The organism is Miniphocaeibacter sp. (genome assembly GCF_049276255.1).
GTDB lineage: Bacteria > Bacillota > Clostridia > Tissierellales > Peptoniphilaceae > Miniphocaeibacter.
Genome location: NZ_JBASWB010000001.1, coordinates 1 through 18,757 on the forward strand (window position 1 = coordinate 1; position 18,757 = coordinate 18,757).

Here is an 18,757-nt window from a genome sequence, read left to right on the forward strand (position 1 = left end):
ACTATAGATGAAATTAAATATATTGAACAATAAATCAATAGATGATAGTATTGAGATAATTAAGTAGAAGGGAGAATCCTATATGAGAAAATTAAAAATAAAAAAATATTTGGGTTTAATATTAGCAACAACAATTATGTTTTCAAATACGATAGCTTTAGCTTCAAATGAAGTTAAACAGGAGGCAAATGAAAAGTCTACAGAAACCCATTATGAAGAAAAAGAACTAGAAATAAACAATATTAAAAGAGATTCAAATGAAGAGGTAAGTGAAAAAACTTTATTAGAAGAAATAAAAACAGATATAGTTCCTTTAGCAAATCAAATTAATCAAAAAGAAGGAGTTCAAGGGTATGATATTAACACCAATAATATAATTGACTCAAAAGAAAAGTTAATAGATTTTATTAATAAGGGAACAGTAACCAATGAAGAATATGTTATTAAAGGAAGAATTGAAATAAATTCTGATGAATTACCAAGTACTAAACTTAATGTAAAAGGTTGTAGAATTACCGGAGATAGTGCTGAAATTGTTATTAATACAGTAAATGGTAAACTTCCGAAAGGTATATTTGGAACTATAGAAAATTATGAAAGTGGAAATACATATCCAAGTGGTGGTTATGGTGAAGAATTTAGGGACATAGCTTTTTCATATGTTAGTGATTTAAAGATTATATATAATGGTGATGTGGAGAAATATACTTTTGCAGAAGGATTAAAAGGTAAGGTATATGAGAGCGAAGAAGGCTCAAGTATTATTAATAATATAGATATTGTTGTAAATGGAAATATACTTGCGGATAAAAGCGATGTATGGAAGAATATTTCAGGTTTTGTAATTGATTGTTATGGTTTTGACTTAAATAACATCCATGTTCATGTTACTGGTAACATTGGAGAAGATGTAGAATATAGTGGTTTAGTTGGAGTCCAAGGTCTTTTTACAGATAGTGGAGGAGAAGAGGCTCCCACTAGATTGAATAATTCCAGTGTTATAGTTGATGGAAAAATGATTGCTAAAGCTGAGTGGGCACTGGCTGGTGGACTTACAGTAAATGATATTCCTGTTATAGCTAATAATGTTAAATCAGAGATTAGAGGTGGAATTGAAGTAAAAAGTACTGGTGAACAATATAATTCAAGAACACCTTATTACAGCGGAGCAAGTGTCGGTTTCTTAAATAATCATGGGGAAGATATAGTAACAGACAACGGGTTTTTAAGTCTTAATATTAAAATAAATAAGTGGGTAAAAAACGAGATACATATAAATCTTGGTGGAAGTCCATCACAAATAACAATAATTCCTAAAGATGTTAGAAAAGATTTTGTAAATGTCATTCCAGAGGAAGATATTGTACCTAGAAAAGCAGGACAATTCCCGGAAGTCCCAAGAGTTGATAATGGTGTATTTAAAACTAAAAGTATTGATGTTGACTCTGTAACTAATGCAAAGATAGCCGGAGCGGCTTACTATATGGCTGGAACGGAAAATAAAGTTAATATTGACAATATCTCAGCTGCTGGAGTTAAAGAGTCTATAGTAGCTGGCTATGGGGGATATAATAAAAATGGTGAAAAAATTAATGTTGAAATAGGAGACATTAATTTTATAAAAAAACAAAATAGTAATTCGGATAAATTTTCAGTATTTGGATCAACTGTTAACGACATTGGAACAAGTAACAGTAGTGTGAAAGTTGGAAATATTTCCGGCGTTGATAAATCTACAAAAGCTCCTACCTATGTTTACGTAGGTGGTTGGTCTAATACATCGACAAAAGGTGAGAATAATACTGTAAATATTGGTGATATTGATATAGAAGGTATAGGAAATAATCATATTGCTGGTTATACTAGAAATGCAAAAGATACCGATATAAAAAATTGTGAAGTTTTTCTAGGAAATGTAGCAGTAGAAAATGGAAATGGGATTAATAAATTTTCGGGTTTTGCTAATAATATCATTAATGGTACTATTTCCAATTCAAAATGCTATGTTCAAAATGTTACACTAGCAGGTGGACAAGGAACCCAACCAATGTTGAATTTTGGTGGATTTGCAGGAAGTAACAAAGGAAATATAGATGGATGTGCAACTTTAATCAATGGCAATATTAATTTATCTGGAGGATTATGGATTACAAATCTTGGAGGTTTTGCTGAGAGTAATAATGGTACTATAAAAGATTCTTCTACTCAAATTTTAGGAGATTTAAAGGTAAATGAAATAAGAGCTATTAATGATCTAAAAATTGGTGGTTTTGTTGGAGACATAACTGCGGGGGCTCTAAATAACAATACTGTTTTGGTATTTGGTAGAATAGGTGAATTTCCTATTAAGCAATTGAATCAAGTAAATCAACCTGTAGGCTTATTTGCAGCTTACTCAAAAGATGCAAATATTAATAGTAATGCAGTATATTTTAGTAGTGAAGAAATTGATGATAATGAGAAATTAGAAATATGTTTTGTTGGAAGTCCGAAAGAATCATTTATTGAAAATAATACAGTTTTAGTAGATAAATCCAGTTATATTCAAGTTAATAATTTGCTACCATTGAATAATACCGACAATTCAGTTGAGAAGAACTATTTTATAGAGGTTGATCAAGGGTTAAGAACTGCTTATCCTTACAATGAAAATATTCTAACTAAAACTGAAGAAGATATTATTGGTGAAATAGAAGTTGCAGGCAGAAGTTTCCAAGAAACATATTGGAATAAGGGTGCCAAGCCAGAGCAAGATTATAGCAATTTCAAATATGTTGTTAAAAACAAGGATGTTATTTCTTTGAATAGCTATGGACAGAATAGGGATATTTCTAATAGTCCTTTTAAAACAGGCAGTTTGAAAAACTTTTATGATAGGCATATGGCTATTCAAAATAATGGTATAACCTATGATATTTTTGGTATAAAGGGTGGAGATATTACAGAACCAACAAAACCAACGAAACCAGGAAGACCAACAGGAACAATTAAGGAAATAACCCTAGTAGGTGGTAGAGCTACCTTAACTGAAAGAGTAGAAAGTCAATTAATGGACTTTGTACAATACAGACTATCTGGTAAAGACCGTTACGCTACATCAGTAGCAGTAGCAAAAGAATATAGCAAATCCAATATAGTATTACTAGCAAGTGGAGAGAAATATACAGATGAATTAACAGCAACAGTACTTGCAAATAAACTTGACGCACCAATAATGTTAACAAGAAAAGATGCTATTCCAGCAGAAGTAAAAGCTGAAATAAATAGACTTGGAGCGACTAAGGTAATATTAATAGGTGGAAATGCTTCTATATCTGAAAAGGTAGAAAAAGAACTAGCTAACTACACTGTAGAAAGAATTGGTGGACCAGATAGATACGATACAGCAATTCTTGTAGGAAACCAGGTAAGAAACTTAACAGCTAGTAAGACAGAAGCAATACTAGTAGACGGAACAGACTTCCCAGATGCAATTGCAATGACATCTATGGGTGTAGAAAAAAATATGCCAATCCTATTAACAAAACCGGGACAATTACCAGCAAGTACAGCAAAAACAATAGAGGACTGGAAGTTGACTAAGGTAACAATAGGTGGAGGAAGTAAGTCAGTATCAGAAGCTGTAGAAAAAGAAGTTAGAAAATATGCAGAAGTAAATAGAATAGCCGGTGCTGACAGGTACGAAACATCTGTACTAGTAGCAGAACAAGTATATGTAAAACCAAAACATGTAGTAATAGCAAGTGGAGAAGTATTCCCAGATGCTATAGTTGGGGCACCATATGCAGCAAAGAAGGGATATCCAATAGTATTGTCTAGAAGTAACAATATATCAGATGTTGCAATGGAATATATACTTGGCAACAGATAAAATGTAATATATGATAAAATATAGAAGCACTAATTTATTTTAGTGCTTTTTTGGTTCCTGTAAATAGGGTATAGAACTATTGTGTGTTTGTTTAAATTTTATTAAGGAGAATTTTATGAATATATTATTAAATTTAGATAATTTCCATGAAGATTTTATTAAATTTTACTTAAAGGATTATATTAATAGAAAAATGTCTGTTTTAATTATTCCTTTTTCTTTTCATGAGGATTATATTAAAACTCCAAAGGAATGGGATAGAGAATATAAGTTTCAGAAAGGTGAAGCTTACAATAAGTTAACTACTCCCTTTCTTAATTACGGTATTTTTGAAGAAAATATTAAATGGTTTAATTATTTTTTAGATAATCGGGAAACAGCTAAAAGAAAAATAGACAGTGCAGATATTATATATTTTCAAGGTGGATACCCTGATAAGTTAATGAAAAGATTAAAAGAGTTTGATATTGTAGATACTATTAAAAATTATAAGGGAATTATTATGGGTGCTTCAGCTGGTGCAATGATTCAATTTAAGGAATATCATTTAACACCTGATGATGATTATTACGAATATGGTTATTATGAAGGACTAGGATTTATAGACGATTTTGAAATAGAGGTTCATTACAGAAATACCTATGAACAAAGGGAATCAATGAGAAGGTATTTTGCTGATAGAAAGAAGAAAATCTACTCTGTTGGAAATGAGGGGGCAATTGTTTATTTAAATGGGGAAATAAAAACCTTTGGCGATGTACAATTATATAATAATTTAGAAGAATTAAATAATATAAAGGTAGTTGAAGGAGATAATATTTATTTAAGAGATTTAAATGATGATGATATTGAGACTATTTGGGATTCTCGTATGGAAATAGAAAATAATATTAATAGGCTTTTTATTTCAGATATTTCTCAAGTTGAAGCTATGGTTAGAGAAGAAAATAATAAAAATAAATTCTTTGCCATTATGGATAAAAAAACCAATACTCAAGTTGGTTATTTATATTTTAAAGAAAAAGAATATGTAACAGCTAGAATATTTATAAATATTTTTAGTGAATATGAAGGAAATGGATTTGGTACAGAAGCTGGGCATATTTTATTGGATTATATATTTTCTACATCAAATGCTAGAAGGGTAGAAATTAGTATAAATTATTTAGATGAAAAAACAAATAATTTATTAAATAATTTAGGCTTTAACAAGGAAGCTCATTTTAAATCAAAGGTATATAAGATAGATGAGTTTTTAGATGAATTGGTATACACGGTATTTAAAGATGATTTTTATGAAATTACAAAGGATTTAAGAACTAATTATAATTTTGATGAATTTTATAATGCATTAGAAAATGGCCATAAGATTGAAATAATATATAATCATCACAAATATTCTATTTTTTGGGATTATATGGGACATTTAGTATTTTGTGACGAAAGTGCTGATAATTATTTTGTATACGAAAGTTTTGACCAATTAATTTCATCTGTAGAAATTCAAGGGCATAATTTATATGATTTAATAGAAAATCATTTAGCAGATAGTATGAATATAATTGAAGTAACACATTAGAAGTTCTTGTATGTAATCAGAGGGCTATTGGAGTTATTAATTAAAAAATAAAGGTCTTGTTTTGGATATAGATATCCAAAACAAGACCTTTTATAAAAATATAAAAATTATAAATATTCTTTTATTGTATTAACAATAGTTTCTTTTTCTTGATATCCTGAAATAGCTTTTACCATTTTTCCATCCTTGAATATCATTGTAGTTGGTGCACTAAAAATAACATATTTTCTTGCTAATTCAAGATTTTCCTTAATATTTACCTTATATACTTTATAACCTTCAGCTTCTTTTGCAATTTCATCAATAATTGGTGATAAAGCAGCACAAGGGACACAGTCTTCTTTCCAAAAATCTATAACTACAGGAATATCCGAATCAAGAACTTCCTGTTGAAAATTTTCAGTTGTTATATTCATAATAGTCCTCCAAATTTTTCCTTTTATTTTTTTCGTATATTATTTCATTAAAGCCAAATTTATCAAATAAATTATAAGCAGGTATATTGTTTAGGTTTAAATAAAGATATAGGTATTTAAATCCTTCATTTAATAATTTATAGCAAGTATTTTCTAAAAGTACAGTTGCTACATCTTTTCTTTGATAGTCAGGATTTGTAAATAAATAGGTTATAGTTGGTTCACCTTTAAAAATGCAAAGCAACAAACCGCCAATTATTTTATCATCTTTTTCTATAACTGATGATAAATTGGGCATAAACTCTCCGTAAAGACCTTTGAAAACATTACTTATTTCATCTTGAAAATCCTCTAAAGTATCACCTTCAAAATCCACAGAATTAGAATATGCTTTGTACATTGTATTAGCTAACTCATCACTCATTTCATAAAAAACTTGATTAACATCTTCCTTTGATTCGTAATATCCTTCAGTTAAATTAAGTTTCATTTTTATACGGTCAACCATAATGCACCCCCTATAAGTACATTATACCCATATTATTAATATCCAATTTTTGCTAGGAAATATTCTTTTTCATTAATATTATATTTTTTAAGTAAATCAATAATATTAAATTTACTGATGTCTTTTAATATTAAAATACTGTTATTGTCAACATTTTCAGTTGTTTCTAAATTATTACTATTTTTTAAATCAGAAATTAAATTTTCGTTTTTTTCTGTTCTTAAATAATAATTTCCTTTCATTTCATGATTTAAACTTGTAGATTCTTTTAAGTGGAAATCTTCAATGCTTGTATTATTTAGGAAAATGTCGATAATATCTCTACAAACAGCATCACCAGTTGGTAGCTTTCCTGCACCAGCACCATAGAATTTTAAAGGTCCTACATTGCTTCCTTCAAAAGAAATAGAGTTAAAAGCCATGCTTACTGTTGAAAAATAATCGTCATTTGTAACAATTGTAGGCTCAACAAAAGCTGTATATCCCTTGTTTTTATCAAAGGTGGAAGTTGCTAAAAGCTTAATTGTAGACTTGTTTTTTTCTAAATATTCAACATCGCATAATTCAATTGTAGATATACCAAAAGTGTCAATATTTTCTTCTCTAATATCAACGCCAAAAGCTATAGAGCTTAAAATTCTTAGTTTTCTCATTGTATCTAAGCCTTCAACATCATCAGTTGGATCTGCTTCAGCATATCCTAATTCTTGGGCATCCTTTAAAATATCTTTATATGATAATTTTTCCTTAAACATTCTTGAAAGAATGTAGTTACAAGTACCATTTAATATTCCTTGTAGGGACTCTATGTCATTTAACATTATTTCTTCCCTTAAAGGTTTTATTATTGGAATTCCACCACCAACTGAAGCTTCGTATAGGAATTTAACCTTATTTTCAAGGGCAGTTGAATGAAGCTCTTTAAAATAAGCAGAAACTACTGACTTATTGGCAGTTACAACATTTTTTCCAGCCTTTAAAGATTTAGATATATATTCAAATCCTTTTTCTAAAGCTCCTGTTAGTTCAACTACTATATCAATTTCAGGATCATTTAAAATTATATTGAAATCGTTAGTTAATGTAATTCCATCAACAATATTTCTTTCCTTGTTAATGTCGTTAACTAAGATAGTTTTTATATAAAAATCTTGGTTAATTATTTCTTTAATTTTCTCTCTACGCTCTAGTAGTATTTCATATACTCCTTGACCAACTGTTCCAAAACCTAGTATTGCTATATTTTTCATATTTCACCTCTGTAAATTATTGTATATAATTATATATGCTATTGAATTAAAATTCAATTATATTTAGGGAACTAAAGTTATTCTTTTAAATTATATCCAAATAATTTTTGTATTTTCTAATAAATTTGAATTTTTTATTAAATATTAGTATATATTTTAATATATATTATTATAAAAATTTTTTTATGTTATACTTTTTTTGAGGTGAATATATGAAGACTAGTAAAGAAGTTGCAAAAGTTGCTATAAGATTAGCATTATCGGAAAATTTTAATGAAGAGAAGGAATTGAAAAAAGAATTTGGAAATTTAGGAATTAAATCATGTGCAGTAAACATAGGTGGAAATATATTAAATTCTATACCTAAAGTATTAGAATCTGCATTAGTAAGTGCTAAAAGAAATAATTTAGTTGGAGATAACCATGTATATGATGGGGCTGTACTAGGTGCAACTAAAGAAGCTTTAAGTCAAATAATAGAAAAAGCTTCTGGGTTTAATGCAGGTGGAAAAATTGGAATAGCAAGAGGGGAAGACCATATTGCAGTTTGTATATTCATTTCAGTTGGCTTACTTCATCTTAATGAATTATCTATAGGACTTGGACACAGAGTTATACCGATAAATTAAATATTATTGACAAGAGAATACATATTGACAAACTTTTGTTGTCATATTATGATATAAGGAATAAATGCAAAGATAGAGAAAAGTAAAAATTGAGTTTTTAAGAGAGTTGTCATTTGGTGGGAGACAATAAATGATTTTTTTACGATTCACTCTAGAGCTAGTAAGGTGAATTAAAGTAGTCTTACTCGGAGGTTCCCGTTAAAGAATTGCAAGTGATGATTTTAATCATAATTTGGGTGGTACCGCGGAATATAGCTTTCGTCCCTTTTGGGATGAAGGCTTTTTTTATTACCTAAATTTATAAGACAAGTATTTAATCATTACAAATATGGTAGGGTAGCACTTTATAATGAAAAAATAATTAAAAGATATATATTACGGAGGGATTGGGGTATGAAAATTTTAAAGAAATTATTGGCAATAGGAGTAGTAACATCGTTGTTATTAACAGGTTGTAGTAAGGACAACGGAAAGGAAACAGATAAAGCAGCTACAGATAAAACTTCAGACACTAAAGCTGAATTTACTATAGGAATAAATCAATTACTGGATCATCAAGCTTTAGACAGTGCTAGAGAAGGATTTAAAGATGGCTTAAAAGAGTTGGGAGTAGATGCTAAATTTGAAGAAAAAAATGCACAAGGAGATATGGGAGTAGCTTCTCAAATTGCAGAAAAATTTATTTCTGATAAGGTGGATATGATTTTCTCTATAGGAACTCAAGCAACTCAATCTTCAGCACAAGCAGTTACTAAGGCTTCAGCAGATATACCAATAGTTTTCTCAGCAGTAACAGATGCTGTTGATGCTGGACTTATGAAAGATCATGAAAAGCCGGGAGTAAAAGTTACAGGTGTTTTAGATGCTGCAGATGTAAAAGCTCAATTGGAATTATTTAAAGAATTAGATCCGGAAATAAAAACAATTGGAATTATATATAACACCAGTGAACAAAATAGTACAACACAGGTAGAACAAGTTGAAAAAATTGCTCCAGAAGTAGGTTTAGAAGTTAAAACTACAGGAATAAATAGTATAAATGATATGGCACAATCATTACAAACACTATTATCAGATATAGATGCACTTTATGTTGTTTCAGATAATATGGTAGCAAACTCAGTAGAATTAGTTAATGAGGCTCTTATAGAGAAAAAAATGATATCTATTTGTGCAGAAGAATCACAAGTAGATGGTGGTATACTTTTAAGTAATGGTTCAAAATTCTATGACATGGGTAAACAAGCTGCTGAAAAAGCCAAGGCTATTTTAGTCGATGGAACAGATCCAGGAACAATACCAGTAGAATTAGGAAAAACTAAGACTATGAAAGTAAATGAAACTACTTTGGAAAAATTAGGATTAGATAAAAATTTACCAATTTTCGAAAATGCAGAATTTGTCAAATAGTTGACTTTATTTTATTTTAAAAGTAAAATAGTAGTATTAATGTAGCATTGTAGAATAGTAGAATTTTAAATGATTTTAATTATGTAGGATAGTAGCAAAGTAGGGAAATAGAAAAGTTTCAGTCCCTTGTGCTTGTTGTGCATAAGGGACTTTGTTTTTGTTTTTAATTAAATATTTTAATAAATATTATAGAAGCTTTTCTAAGTTTTGCACTATTCCCACTAAATCACATGAAAAATAGGGGGAATAAAAAATGAAGAAAATTTTTAAATTTGGTTTGCTGTTAATATTATTGATGTTTACAGTTATTGGGTGCTCAAATAATAATAGTAAGACTACTACAACAACAGGTATAAAAGTCGATGAAAAAGAAATAAATACTAAGGATGCAGAATTTACAATAGGAATTGCACAATTAGCTGAACATCCGGCATTGGACTCTGCAAGAGAAGGCTTTATTGATGGTTTAGACGAGTTAGGTGTAAGTGCAAAAATCAATTATAGCAATGCTCAGCAAGATCAAAGTGTTGCTTCACAAATTGTTCAAAAGTACGTAGGAGATAAGGTAGATTTAATATATTCTATTGCTACTCCGACTACACAGGCAGCACAACAGGCAACAGCTGATTCAGAGGAAAAAACACCAGTACTTTTCTCTGCAGTTACCGATGCAGTGAAAGAAAAATTAGTGGAATCAAATGAAAAACCAGGTGGAAATATAACAGGTACTTTAGATGAAGCACCAATGAAAGAACAATTAAGTATATTTAAAGAAATAGATGATTCTATAGAAAATATTGGAATTATTTATAATACAAGTGAAAGAAATAGTGAAGTTCAAATTGAACAAGCTAAAGAATTAGAAGATGAATTAGGAATAAAAATAATAGAAATTGGGGTTAACAGTATTAACGACGTTACACAAGCCTTACAGTCAAAAGTAAAGGAATTAGATGGAATTTATACTATTACAGACAATATGATAGCTTCTAGTATTTCTATTATTTCAGAAATTGCCATTGAAAATAAATTAGTAACAGTAGGGGCTGAAGAAGCTCATGTTCAAGGTGGAATACTAATATCAAATGGCATTAGTTATTATGAATTAGGAAAACAAACAGCAGAAATGGCTAAAAAAATATTAGTTGATGGAATGTCTCCAAAGGATATTCCTGTAGAGAAATCTAAAACTTATATTAAAAATTACAATGCTGAAACATTACAAGCTTTAGGTTTAAACGAAGAATTAAAAGTATTTGAGGATGCAACGGAAATTTCTGCTGAATAATAAATTTTTGGGGGGAGCTTTTTTGAATTTAATCTATACTACTATAGAACAAGGACTTATTTATACAATACTTGGTATAGGTGTTTATCTTACTTATAAAGTGTTGGATATTGCAGATTTATCTGTTGATAGTACATTTCCTTTTGGAGCCTTATTATTTGCTAAATTAGCAACAATGGGAATAGATCCTATTGTAGGGACTATTGGTACTTTTGTATTGGGAACATTAACTGGCTTGTTAGCTGCTTTACTATGTATAGGACTAAAAATTAAACCATTACTAGCAGGTATTTTAAATATGACCATTTTATATTCTATTAACTTAAGAATTAATGGTAAGGCCAATGTACCGCTATCTGGTTCAAAGGTAATTTTCGATTATTTTTCTTTTGGAAATAAATATATAGACAGAATAATAGTAATGATTGTTATTGTTGCTATTGTAAAATTTTTAGTTGACAGATTCTTGAAAACGGAATCTGGATATATGCTTGTAGCAACAGGAGATAATAAATCTTTAGTAAGATCATTAGGAGAATCTTCAAATAAGTATATTATTATTGGATTAATGTTATCTAATGGTTTAGTAGCATTATCAGGTGCCTTATTAACTCAATCCCAAAAGTTTGCCGATATGCAAATGGGACCAGGAACTATAGTTATTGCCTTAGCTTCAATAATTATAGGAGATACTATATTTAGATATAGAAATTTAAGAGGAACTACTAGGGTATTAATTGGAGCAATAATATACAAGGCTATAAATGCACTGGCATTAGAAGCAGGACTACAACCATCAGACTTTAAGATGGTAACAGGTATTATTGTAGTATTGTTTATAGCTTATAACAACGGATATGCAAACTGGCAAATTAAAAAGCGTAGTAAGGAGCGAATTTAATGTTAAAAATAAAGAATTTATATAAGAGTTTTAATATAGGTACTGACTTTGAAAACAATCTTTTTCGTGACTTTGAAATAGCTTTTGAAGATAATACAGCTACTACCATTATAGGTTCAAATGGATGTGGTAAGTCCACACTAATGAATTTAATAGCAGGCTCATTAGAGGCAGATGCAGGTACTATAGAAATTGATGGTGTAGATATTAGTAAATACAAGGAAGAAAAAAGATCAAAATATATAGGAAGAGTTCACCAGAATCCTTCAATGGGAGTATCACCCTCTTTAACAATATTAGAGAATATGGCTTTAGCAGATAAAAAGAATGAAAAATTTACTTTAAGAAAGCTTATTAAGAAAGATAGAATTGAATATTATAAAGAACAGTTAAAAACCTTGGATTTAGGCTTGGAAAATAAGTTAGATAGTAGAGTGGATTTACTTTCAGGTGGTCAAAGACAATCCTTGTCCCTATTAATGGCCTCAATGAAACACCCAAAAATTCTTTTGTTAGATGAACATACAGCTGCTCTTGACCCTAAAACTTCTAGAGTGGTAATGAATAAAACCATTGATTTAATAAGGAATAAGAAATTAACCACTGTTATGATTACTCACGATATGAGAGATGCTGTAGAATATTCCGATAGGGTAATTATGTTAGAGCGTGGTAAAATTGTTCTAGATAAGAAAAGTTCAGAAATTACAGAAGAAGAATTATATAAAATCTATCAAGATAAAATAATTGAAATGGAAACAAGAACTGAATAAACTATGTAGGAAAGTGTACTTTAGAGTACACTTTTTTTATTTAGGAGGGTAAATAGGTGGATATATGAAAACGTTATAAAAAAACGTTGACATATTTAAATAAGTAATATATAATTTGGTTAACAGTTAACTTAGTTAACTATAATTGAAAGGAGTCATACATATGAGTGAAAGTGCAAGTAAAAAAAGTTTTTTTGATAGGTTTTTTCCGTTAATACTTTTAGGCGGAATAGTAATTGGTTCTATTATAGGACTTATTTTTGGAGAGAAGGCTACAGTGTTAAAACCATTAGGGGATATATTCCTAAATCTAATGTTTACAATTGTAGTACCAATGGTTTTTGTTTCCATAACTAGTGCAGTAGGTAGTATGGTTGACATGAAACGTTTAGGTAAAATTTTAGGTTCAACTGTATTAGTATTTATAGTTACTGGTTTAATAGCAGCAGCATTTGTAATTATTACAGTAAATATTTTCCCACCAGCTGCAGGAACAGGAATTCAACCAGAGGCAGTTGGAGAAATGCAAGAAGCTAAATCAGGTGCTGAGCTTTTAGTAACTTCATTAACCGTAGAAAACTTCGGTGAGTTATTAAATAAAGAGCATATGTTACCATTAATAGTATTTGCTATTTTATTTGGACTTGCAATGTCAGTATGTGGTGGAGACCAAAGTCCAGTAGGTAAGTTTTTTGTTAATTTAAATGATATTATAATGAAAATTGTAGGATATATAATGATGTTAGCTCCAATTGGATTAGGAGCATATTTTGCAAATTTAATAGGTGAACTAGGTCCAGAGCTTATTCAAGACTATGCAAGGGTTTTAATAATCTACTATCCTTTAGTATTTATATATATGTTTGTAATGTTCCCAATTTACTCTTATTTTGCAGGTGGAAAACTCGGGGTAAAAAGAATGGCGAAAAATATTATAAACCCAGCTGTTACAGCATTTGCTACACAAAGTTCAATGGCTGCATTACCAGTAAATAAAGAAACTTGTAAAAAAATAGGTGTACCAGAGGATATTAGTAATATCGTATTACCAATGGGTGCAACAATGCATATGGATGGTTCAGTTATTTCATCTATAGTAAAAATCAGCTTTTTATTTGGTATATTTCAAATGCCATTTACAGGATTTTCTACTTATGCAATGGCAATACTAGTTTCAATTTTGGCAGCTTTTGTTTTATCAGGAGCACCAGGTGGTGGACTTGTTGGAGAAATGTTAATAGTATCTTTATTTAATTTCCCACCAGCAGCTTTCCCAATAGTAGCTACAATAGGATTTTTAGTTGACCCAGCAGCAACAATGTTAAATTCATCAGGAGATAGTATTGCTTCAATGATGGTAGCAAGACTAGTTGAAGGAAAAAATTGGATTAAAAGAAAAACTGGAGTTTAAAAAATAAATGGATAAAATTAATTTAGCTAATTTACCAACTGAAATAATAAAATTAGAAAAGCTAAGTAAGAAATATAATAAAAATATATATTTAAAAAGAGATGATTTTACCGGAACTGAAACATCTGGAAATAAGGTACGTAAATTAGAATATTCCATTGCAGAAGCCTTAAATAATAAATGTAATTGCATAGTAACTGTTGGAGCTCTACAATCAAATCATTGTAGAGCAACAGCAGCAGTTTGTGCAAGGCTTGGATTAGAATGTCACTTGGTCCTTACTGGAAGTATTAAGGATTTTGAAGGTAATTTATTTCTAGACTATATTTTAGGTGCAAATATACATTTTGTTAGTGAAGATTCATCTGTAGATGAGGAGTTAGAAAAAATTGCTAGAAAACTAACTGAAAAAGGAAAAAAAGTATATAAAATTCCTGTAGGTGCATCTAACACAATTGGTACTTATGGTTATATAAACACCTATAATGAAATACTAGAACAAGAAAATAAATTGAATATTAATTTTGACTTAATTTCTATTCCAGTTGGCTCAGGTGGAACTTATGCTGGCCTTTGGTATGGCAATTATAAGACAGGTAACAAGAAGAAAATTCTAGGATTTTCTGTTAACAATTCTAAAGAAGAATTTAAAGAAAAAATAATAGATATTTTAAATACTATAGATAATGAAATTAAAATTTACGATACAATAAATATAAATGATTCATATATAGGGGAAGGTTATGCAGTAGCAACAAGGGAAGAATTGGAATTTTACTACGATATAGCTAGTGAAGAAGGAGTAGTATTCGATCCTTGTTATACAGGTAAGGCCTTTAGAGGCTTAATTAAAGAAATAGAAAAAGGCAATATAAAAGAAGATAATATTTTGTTTATTCATACAGGTGGATTAATGGGATGGACAAAAGAACAAAGAAGTATTATTTATGAAATTGCTAAGGGGAGAAAAAGTAATGAAATATAATTTTGAAAGTTATTTAACAAGAAGAGAAACAGGATCTAGTAAATGGTTAAACATGGATTCTAGATGTTCAAATATAGGAGAAGGAGTAATTCCTATGTCTGTAGCGGATATGGATTTTTTAACAGCTCCAGAAATTGTAGAAGATTTAACTGATTATGTAAAAACTCAAACTTTAGGTTATTCTAAACCGGTAGATTCCTATTTAGAATCTGTAGTAAAGTTCTTTAAAGATTATCATAATTATGAAGCTGAAAAGGAATGGATAGTAACAACTCCTGGTATAGTATCGGCTTTAGCAACTTCAGTAAGAGCTTTTACAGAAGTTGGAGATGAAGTAATTATTTTTACTCCTGTATATCATCCATTTTATGATGTAATAGAAGGACAAGGAAGAAAAATATTAGAATGCCCTTTAATATATGATAATAATGAATATAAAATAGATTTCGATAAATTTAATGAATTAGCTTCAAAATCTGAAGTGAAATTAGTATTATTCTGTAGTCCACATAACCCAGGTGGAGTAGTATGGACAAAAGAAGAATTAACAAAAGTAGTTGAAATAGTTGAAAAAAATGATTTATTAATTGTTTCAGACGAAATTCACGCAGATCTTATTTTCAATAATAAAGAACATATAATTATGGGAAGAGTTAGCGATACTATAGGTGATAGAGCAATAGTTTGTACAGCTGCTTCTAAAACTTTTAATATTGCAGGTTTACAATGTTCAAATATATTTATTAAAAATGAAAATATAAGAAATAAATTTGTTAAATGCAATGAAGATATTGGTATAGAAAGAGCTAATGTTTTGGGCTTAGTTGCAACTAAATCTGCATATGATAATGCATTGGACTGGCTAGAAGAAGTAAAGCAAGTAATTGATAAAAATAATAACCTTATAATAGAATTTTTTGAAAGTTATGGAAATAACTTTAAAGTTATGAAACCTGATGCAAGCTTTTTAGTATGGGTTAATTTTGAAAATTTAGAAAAAGAACATGGAAAATTTATGAGCTTTTTAGATACCCAATGTAATTTCTTTGCAAGTGATGGTTTATCTTTTGGAGATAATGGTGAAAACTTTATTAGAATTAATACTGGTTTGCCAACTAAAAAACTTTTAGAAAACTTGGAAAGAGTTAAAATCTATTTAAAAGAATACTATAATTTAGATAAATAGTAAGTGTTAATAGTATCTACAATCTGTTAAAATTAATAGATAGTAGATACTATTTTGCATTTTTATTTATTAGGGGGTAAGGGTATTGACAACAACGGATAGGGACTATATTAAAAAATTAGAAAAAATAGAACAAATCGACATTAATAGATTAGAAAAGATTAATATTGATGAACTAGAAGAAGATGAATTAAAAAAATTATATGAAGTTTTAGATAAGTTTAATGATTATGTATATGAATTTGTAATTAATTACTACAAATATATTTACAAGTCAAAAGATTATGGAACAAATATGAATTTGTCTATGCTAGAAGCCCATTTAATTACAGATATTGCTGATAATCCAGGTATAACAGCAAATGTACTTGCTAAAAAATGGGATAAAACTCCTGCCTTTATTTCTCAAAGATTAACAAGCTTAGAAAAAAATGATTTAATTTATAGGGAATTAAATTCTGAAAATAGAAAGTATTATAATCTTTATGTAACAAAAAAAGGAAAGGATTTTGATTTAAGACATAAAAAATACGATATTAAATCTATAATTACGACAAATAAAAAATTAATGGAGAAGTTCTCCTTTGCTGATATAGTAAAAATGAGAATGATGTTACAGGAATATTCGAATATTATTTTAAGTGAGAAAGAATAAAATACGTACTTATGAGATTATTAGAAGATAATCTCTTTTTTGTTATAAAAGAAAAAACTTCTGTATAATATATAAGTTGTAATGATGTTTTTTACTTGGTAAAATCTAAATAAAGATATAAGGAGGGAACAATGACAAAACAATATGCAAGGTTAGAACAAACATATAATAGTATTAAGGAAAAAGTTCCTTTTGAGCCTAAAATAGCTTTAATATTAGGTTCAGGACTAGGGGATTTTGCTGATACAATAGAAATTAAAACAACTATAGACTATAGAGATATTGAGGGTTTTCCTACTTCAACAGTATTGGGACATAAGGGTAGGTTTGTTTTTGGGTATATAAATAATATACCACTGGTTATTATGCAAGGTCGAGTACATTATTATGAAGGATATACAATGGAAGAAGTTGTATTACCAATTAGATTAATGAATAAAATGGGTGCCAAGATACTATTTTTAACAAATGCCACAGGTGGAGTAAAAAAAAATTTCCAAGTAGGAGATTTTATGATAATTAATGACCAAATAGGTTCATTTGTTCCATCTCCGTTAATTGGAGAAAACATAGAGGAATTGGGAACAAGATTTCCTGATATGTCTGAAATTTATAGTAAGGACTTAATTAAGAAAATAGAAGAAGCTGCTTTTGAAAACAATATTAAAGTTCAAAAAGGAGTGTATCTTCAATTAACAGGACCAAATTTTGAAAGTCCTGCTGAAATTAAAATGTGTAATATTTTAGGAGCTGATGCAGTTGGAATGAGCACCGCATGTGAAGCTATAGCTGCTAAACATATGGGAATGGAAATTTGTGGTATTTCATGTATTACAAATATGGCTGCTGGAATATCGGAAACACCATTAACACATGAAGATGTAGCCGAAACTGCTGATAAAGTTGCTCCACTTTTCAAAAAATTAGTTACAGATTCTATTATTAAGATTGGAAGTGATAAATAATTGAAAGCCTTATATTATAATGGTGAAAAATTATCCTATGTAGAAAACTACAGTAAGCCAATAAGAAAAGAAAATGAATCTTTAATAAGAATTGAAGTAGCGGGAATTTGTAATACTGACAAAGAAATAATGAAGGGGTATAAGCCAAACTTTAAAGGAATATTAGGACATGAATTTGTAGGAGTAGTAGAAGATTCAAATGATAAATCCTTAATTGGAAAAAGAGTAGTAGGCGACATAAATAGAGGTTGTGGAAATTGTATTTACTGCACTACTAATAGGGAGAAACATTGTTTAACTCGAGAAGTTATAGGTATTGATAACCATGACGGAGTTTTTACAGAGTATTTAACCTGGGATACAAGATTACTACATAGGATTCCAGATGACTTACCAAGTGAAAAAGCCTTGTTTACAGAACCGTTAGCAGCTGCAATTGAAATATTGGATCAGGTTCATATTAAACCAAGTACTAAGGTTGCAGTAATAGGTGATGGTAGATTATCATTTATGATTTCTCAGGTAGTTGCTCTAACAGGAGCTGATTTAACTATAATTGGAAAACATAGTGACAAGTTAGAAAACTTTAAAACCTTTGCAAAAACTACAACTAGTACAGACGATAGCTATGAAATAGTTATAGAGGCAACAGGTAGTCCATCAGGATTTGATACAGCTAAAAAAATTACTAGAAAACAAGGGATTATAGTTGTAAAAAGCACCTACGCTGACAAAGTAAATATTGACTTAAGCTATTTTGTAGTAAATGAAATTACAATTAAAGGAAGTAGGTGTGGTCCGTTTAAACCGGCTTTATCGCTATTGGAAAAAGGATATGTAGATTTTCCTAATATTGAATTTTTTAAGTTAGAAGAATTTGAAGAAGCCTTTAAATCAAAAGAATTTAAAATTGGATTTAGAATTAATTAA

Annotated in this window: 16 protein-coding genes and 1 other annotated feature; of the genes, 13 read left to right on the top strand and 3 right to left on the bottom strand. The window is 29.2% G+C overall.

Annotated elements, in window-relative coordinates; translation table 11 throughout:
• Positions 1–82 precede the first annotated feature (82 nt).
• Positions 83–3,871 (top strand): cell wall-binding repeat-containing protein, encoded by a 3,789-nt coding sequence (locus tag WAO56_RS00005; protein WP_422146170.1) that lies wholly within the window; start codon positions 83–85, stop codon positions 3,869–3,871.
• Positions 3,872–3,986: 115 nt separating this feature from the next.
• A complete protein-coding gene (locus tag WAO56_RS00010; protein WP_422146171.1) occupies positions 3,987–5,450 on the top strand; it encodes a GNAT family N-acetyltransferase in 1,464 nt (487 codons plus the stop codon).
• Positions 5,451–5,557: 107 nt separating this feature from the next.
• Here the strand turns inward: WAO56_RS00010 and WAO56_RS00015 are convergent, their stop codons facing one another.
• Genes WAO56_RS00015 through WAO56_RS00025 form a run of 3 tightly spaced genes read right to left on the bottom strand, consistent with a single transcriptional unit; the run spans position 5,558 to position 7,624 of the window.
• The gene (locus WAO56_RS00015) at positions 5,558–5,866 is read right to left on the bottom strand and encodes a thioredoxin family protein (RefSeq protein ID WP_422142804.1); all 309 of its coding nucleotides are present in this window, start codon (positions 5,864–5,866) and stop codon (positions 5,558–5,560) included.
• Positions 5,850–6,374, bottom strand: coding sequence for a GNAT family N-acetyltransferase (locus WAO56_RS00020; RefSeq protein ID WP_422142805.1), 525 nt, complete (start codon positions 6,372–6,374; stop codon positions 5,850–5,852). The genes WAO56_RS00015 and WAO56_RS00020 overlap by 17 nt, the downstream gene beginning before the upstream one ends.
• A 35-nt stretch (positions 6,375–6,409) precedes the next feature.
• Positions 6,410–7,624 (bottom strand): homoserine dehydrogenase, encoded by a 1,215-nt coding sequence (locus WAO56_RS00025; RefSeq protein ID WP_422142806.1) that lies wholly within the window; start codon positions 7,622–7,624, stop codon positions 6,410–6,412.
• A 212-nt stretch (positions 7,625–7,836) separates the two neighbouring features.
• Between WAO56_RS00025 and WAO56_RS00030 the strand changes: the two genes are divergently transcribed.
• The 11 genes from WAO56_RS00030 (at position 7,837) to WAO56_RS00080 (ending at position 18,757) form a co-directional block, all read left to right on the top strand.
• Complete coding sequence (locus tag WAO56_RS00030; RefSeq protein ID WP_422142807.1) at positions 7,837–8,253, top strand: HutP family protein; 417 nt, start codon at positions 7,837–7,839, stop codon at positions 8,251–8,253.
• 60 nt (positions 8,254–8,313) lie between these two features.
• Positions 8,314–8,522, top strand: a binding site (T-box leader).
• 124 nt (positions 8,523–8,646) lie between these two features.
• Positions 8,647–9,663 (top strand): ABC transporter substrate-binding protein, encoded by a 1,017-nt coding sequence (locus tag WAO56_RS00035; protein ID WP_422142808.1) that lies wholly within the window; start codon positions 8,647–8,649, stop codon positions 9,661–9,663.
• A 253-nt stretch (positions 9,664–9,916) separates the two neighbouring features.
• A complete protein-coding gene (locus tag WAO56_RS00040; RefSeq protein WP_422142809.1) occupies positions 9,917–10,951 on the top strand; it encodes an ABC transporter substrate-binding protein in 1,035 nt (344 codons plus the stop codon).
• Between the two features lie 22 nt (positions 10,952–10,973).
• Positions 10,974–11,852 (top strand): ABC transporter permease, encoded by an 879-nt coding sequence (locus WAO56_RS00045; protein ID WP_422142810.1) that lies wholly within the window; start codon positions 10,974–10,976, stop codon positions 11,850–11,852.
• Positions 11,852–12,625 (top strand): ABC transporter ATP-binding protein, encoded by a 774-nt coding sequence (locus WAO56_RS00050; RefSeq protein ID WP_422142811.1) that lies wholly within the window; start codon positions 11,852–11,854, stop codon positions 12,623–12,625. The genes WAO56_RS00045 and WAO56_RS00050 overlap by 1 nt, the downstream gene beginning before the upstream one ends.
• A gap of 163 nt (positions 12,626–12,788) precedes the next feature.
• A complete protein-coding gene (locus WAO56_RS00055; RefSeq protein ID WP_422142812.1) occupies positions 12,789–14,036 on the top strand; it encodes a dicarboxylate/amino acid:cation symporter in 1,248 nt (415 codons plus the stop codon).
• Positions 14,037–14,043: 7 nt separating this feature from the next.
• Positions 14,044–15,021 (top strand): D-cysteine desulfhydrase family protein, encoded by a 978-nt coding sequence (locus tag WAO56_RS00060; RefSeq protein ID WP_422142813.1) that lies wholly within the window; start codon positions 14,044–14,046, stop codon positions 15,019–15,021.
• Entirely contained in the window at positions 15,011–16,207 is a 1,197-nt protein-coding gene (locus WAO56_RS00065) for a MalY/PatB family protein (protein WP_422142814.1), read from the top strand. Before WAO56_RS00060 ends, WAO56_RS00065 begins: the two co-directional genes overlap by 11 nt.
• 85 nt (positions 16,208–16,292) lie before the next feature.
• Positions 16,293–16,862 carry a MarR family winged helix-turn-helix transcriptional regulator gene (locus tag WAO56_RS00070; protein ID WP_422142815.1) on the top strand — a complete coding sequence of 190 codons (570 nt, stop codon included), beginning with the start codon at positions 16,293–16,295 and terminating at the stop codon, positions 16,860–16,862.
• A gap of 131 nt (positions 16,863–16,993) precedes the next feature.
• Positions 16,994–17,827, top strand: coding sequence for a purine-nucleoside phosphorylase (locus WAO56_RS00075; protein ID WP_422142816.1), 834 nt, complete (start codon positions 16,994–16,996; stop codon positions 17,825–17,827).
• The gene (locus tag WAO56_RS00080; protein ID WP_422142817.1) at positions 17,828–18,757 is read left to right on the top strand and encodes an MDR/zinc-dependent alcohol dehydrogenase-like family protein; all 930 of its coding nucleotides are present in this window, start codon (positions 17,828–17,830) and stop codon (positions 18,755–18,757) included. It begins immediately after the preceding gene.

Bases quoted from the DNA above. Each gene is read 5' to 3' on its own strand.
- WAO56_RS00010 (WP_422146171.1), top strand. From the start codon at position 3,987: ATGAATATATTATTAAATTTAGATAATTTCCATGAAGATTTTATTAAA.
- WAO56_RS00005 (WP_422146170.1), top strand. From the start codon at position 83: ATGAGAAAATTAAAAATAAAAAAATATTTGGGTTTAATATTAGCAACA.
- WAO56_RS00050 (WP_422142811.1), top strand. From the start codon at position 11,852: ATGTTAAAAATAAAGAATTTATATAAGAGTTTTAATATAGGTACTGAC.
- WAO56_RS00040 (WP_422142809.1), top strand. From the start codon at position 9,917: ATGAAGAAAATTTTTAAATTTGGTTTGCTGTTAATATTATTGATGTTT.
- WAO56_RS00065 (WP_422142814.1), top strand. From the start codon at position 15,011: ATGAAATATAATTTTGAAAGTTATTTAACAAGAAGAGAAACAGGATCT.
- WAO56_RS00055 (WP_422142812.1), top strand. From the start codon at position 12,789: ATGAGTGAAAGTGCAAGTAAAAAAAGTTTTTTTGATAGGTTTTTTCCG.
- WAO56_RS00075 (WP_422142816.1), top strand. From the start codon at position 16,994: ATGACAAAACAATATGCAAGGTTAGAACAAACATATAATAGTATTAAG.
- WAO56_RS00030 (WP_422142807.1), top strand. From the start codon at position 7,837: ATGAAGACTAGTAAAGAAGTTGCAAAAGTTGCTATAAGATTAGCATTA.
- WAO56_RS00020 (WP_422142805.1), bottom strand. From the start codon at position 6,374: ATGGTTGACCGTATAAAAATGAAACTTAATTTAACTGAAGGATATTAC.
- WAO56_RS00035 (WP_422142808.1), top strand. From the start codon at position 8,647: ATGAAAATTTTAAAGAAATTATTGGCAATAGGAGTAGTAACATCGTTG.
- WAO56_RS00025 (WP_422142806.1), bottom strand. From the start codon at position 7,624: ATGAAAAATATAGCAATACTAGGTTTTGGAACAGTTGGTCAAGGAGTA.
- WAO56_RS00060 (WP_422142813.1), top strand. From the start codon at position 14,044: ATGGATAAAATTAATTTAGCTAATTTACCAACTGAAATAATAAAATTA.
- WAO56_RS00015 (WP_422142804.1), bottom strand. From the start codon at position 5,866: ATGAATATAACAACTGAAAATTTTCAACAGGAAGTTCTTGATTCGGAT.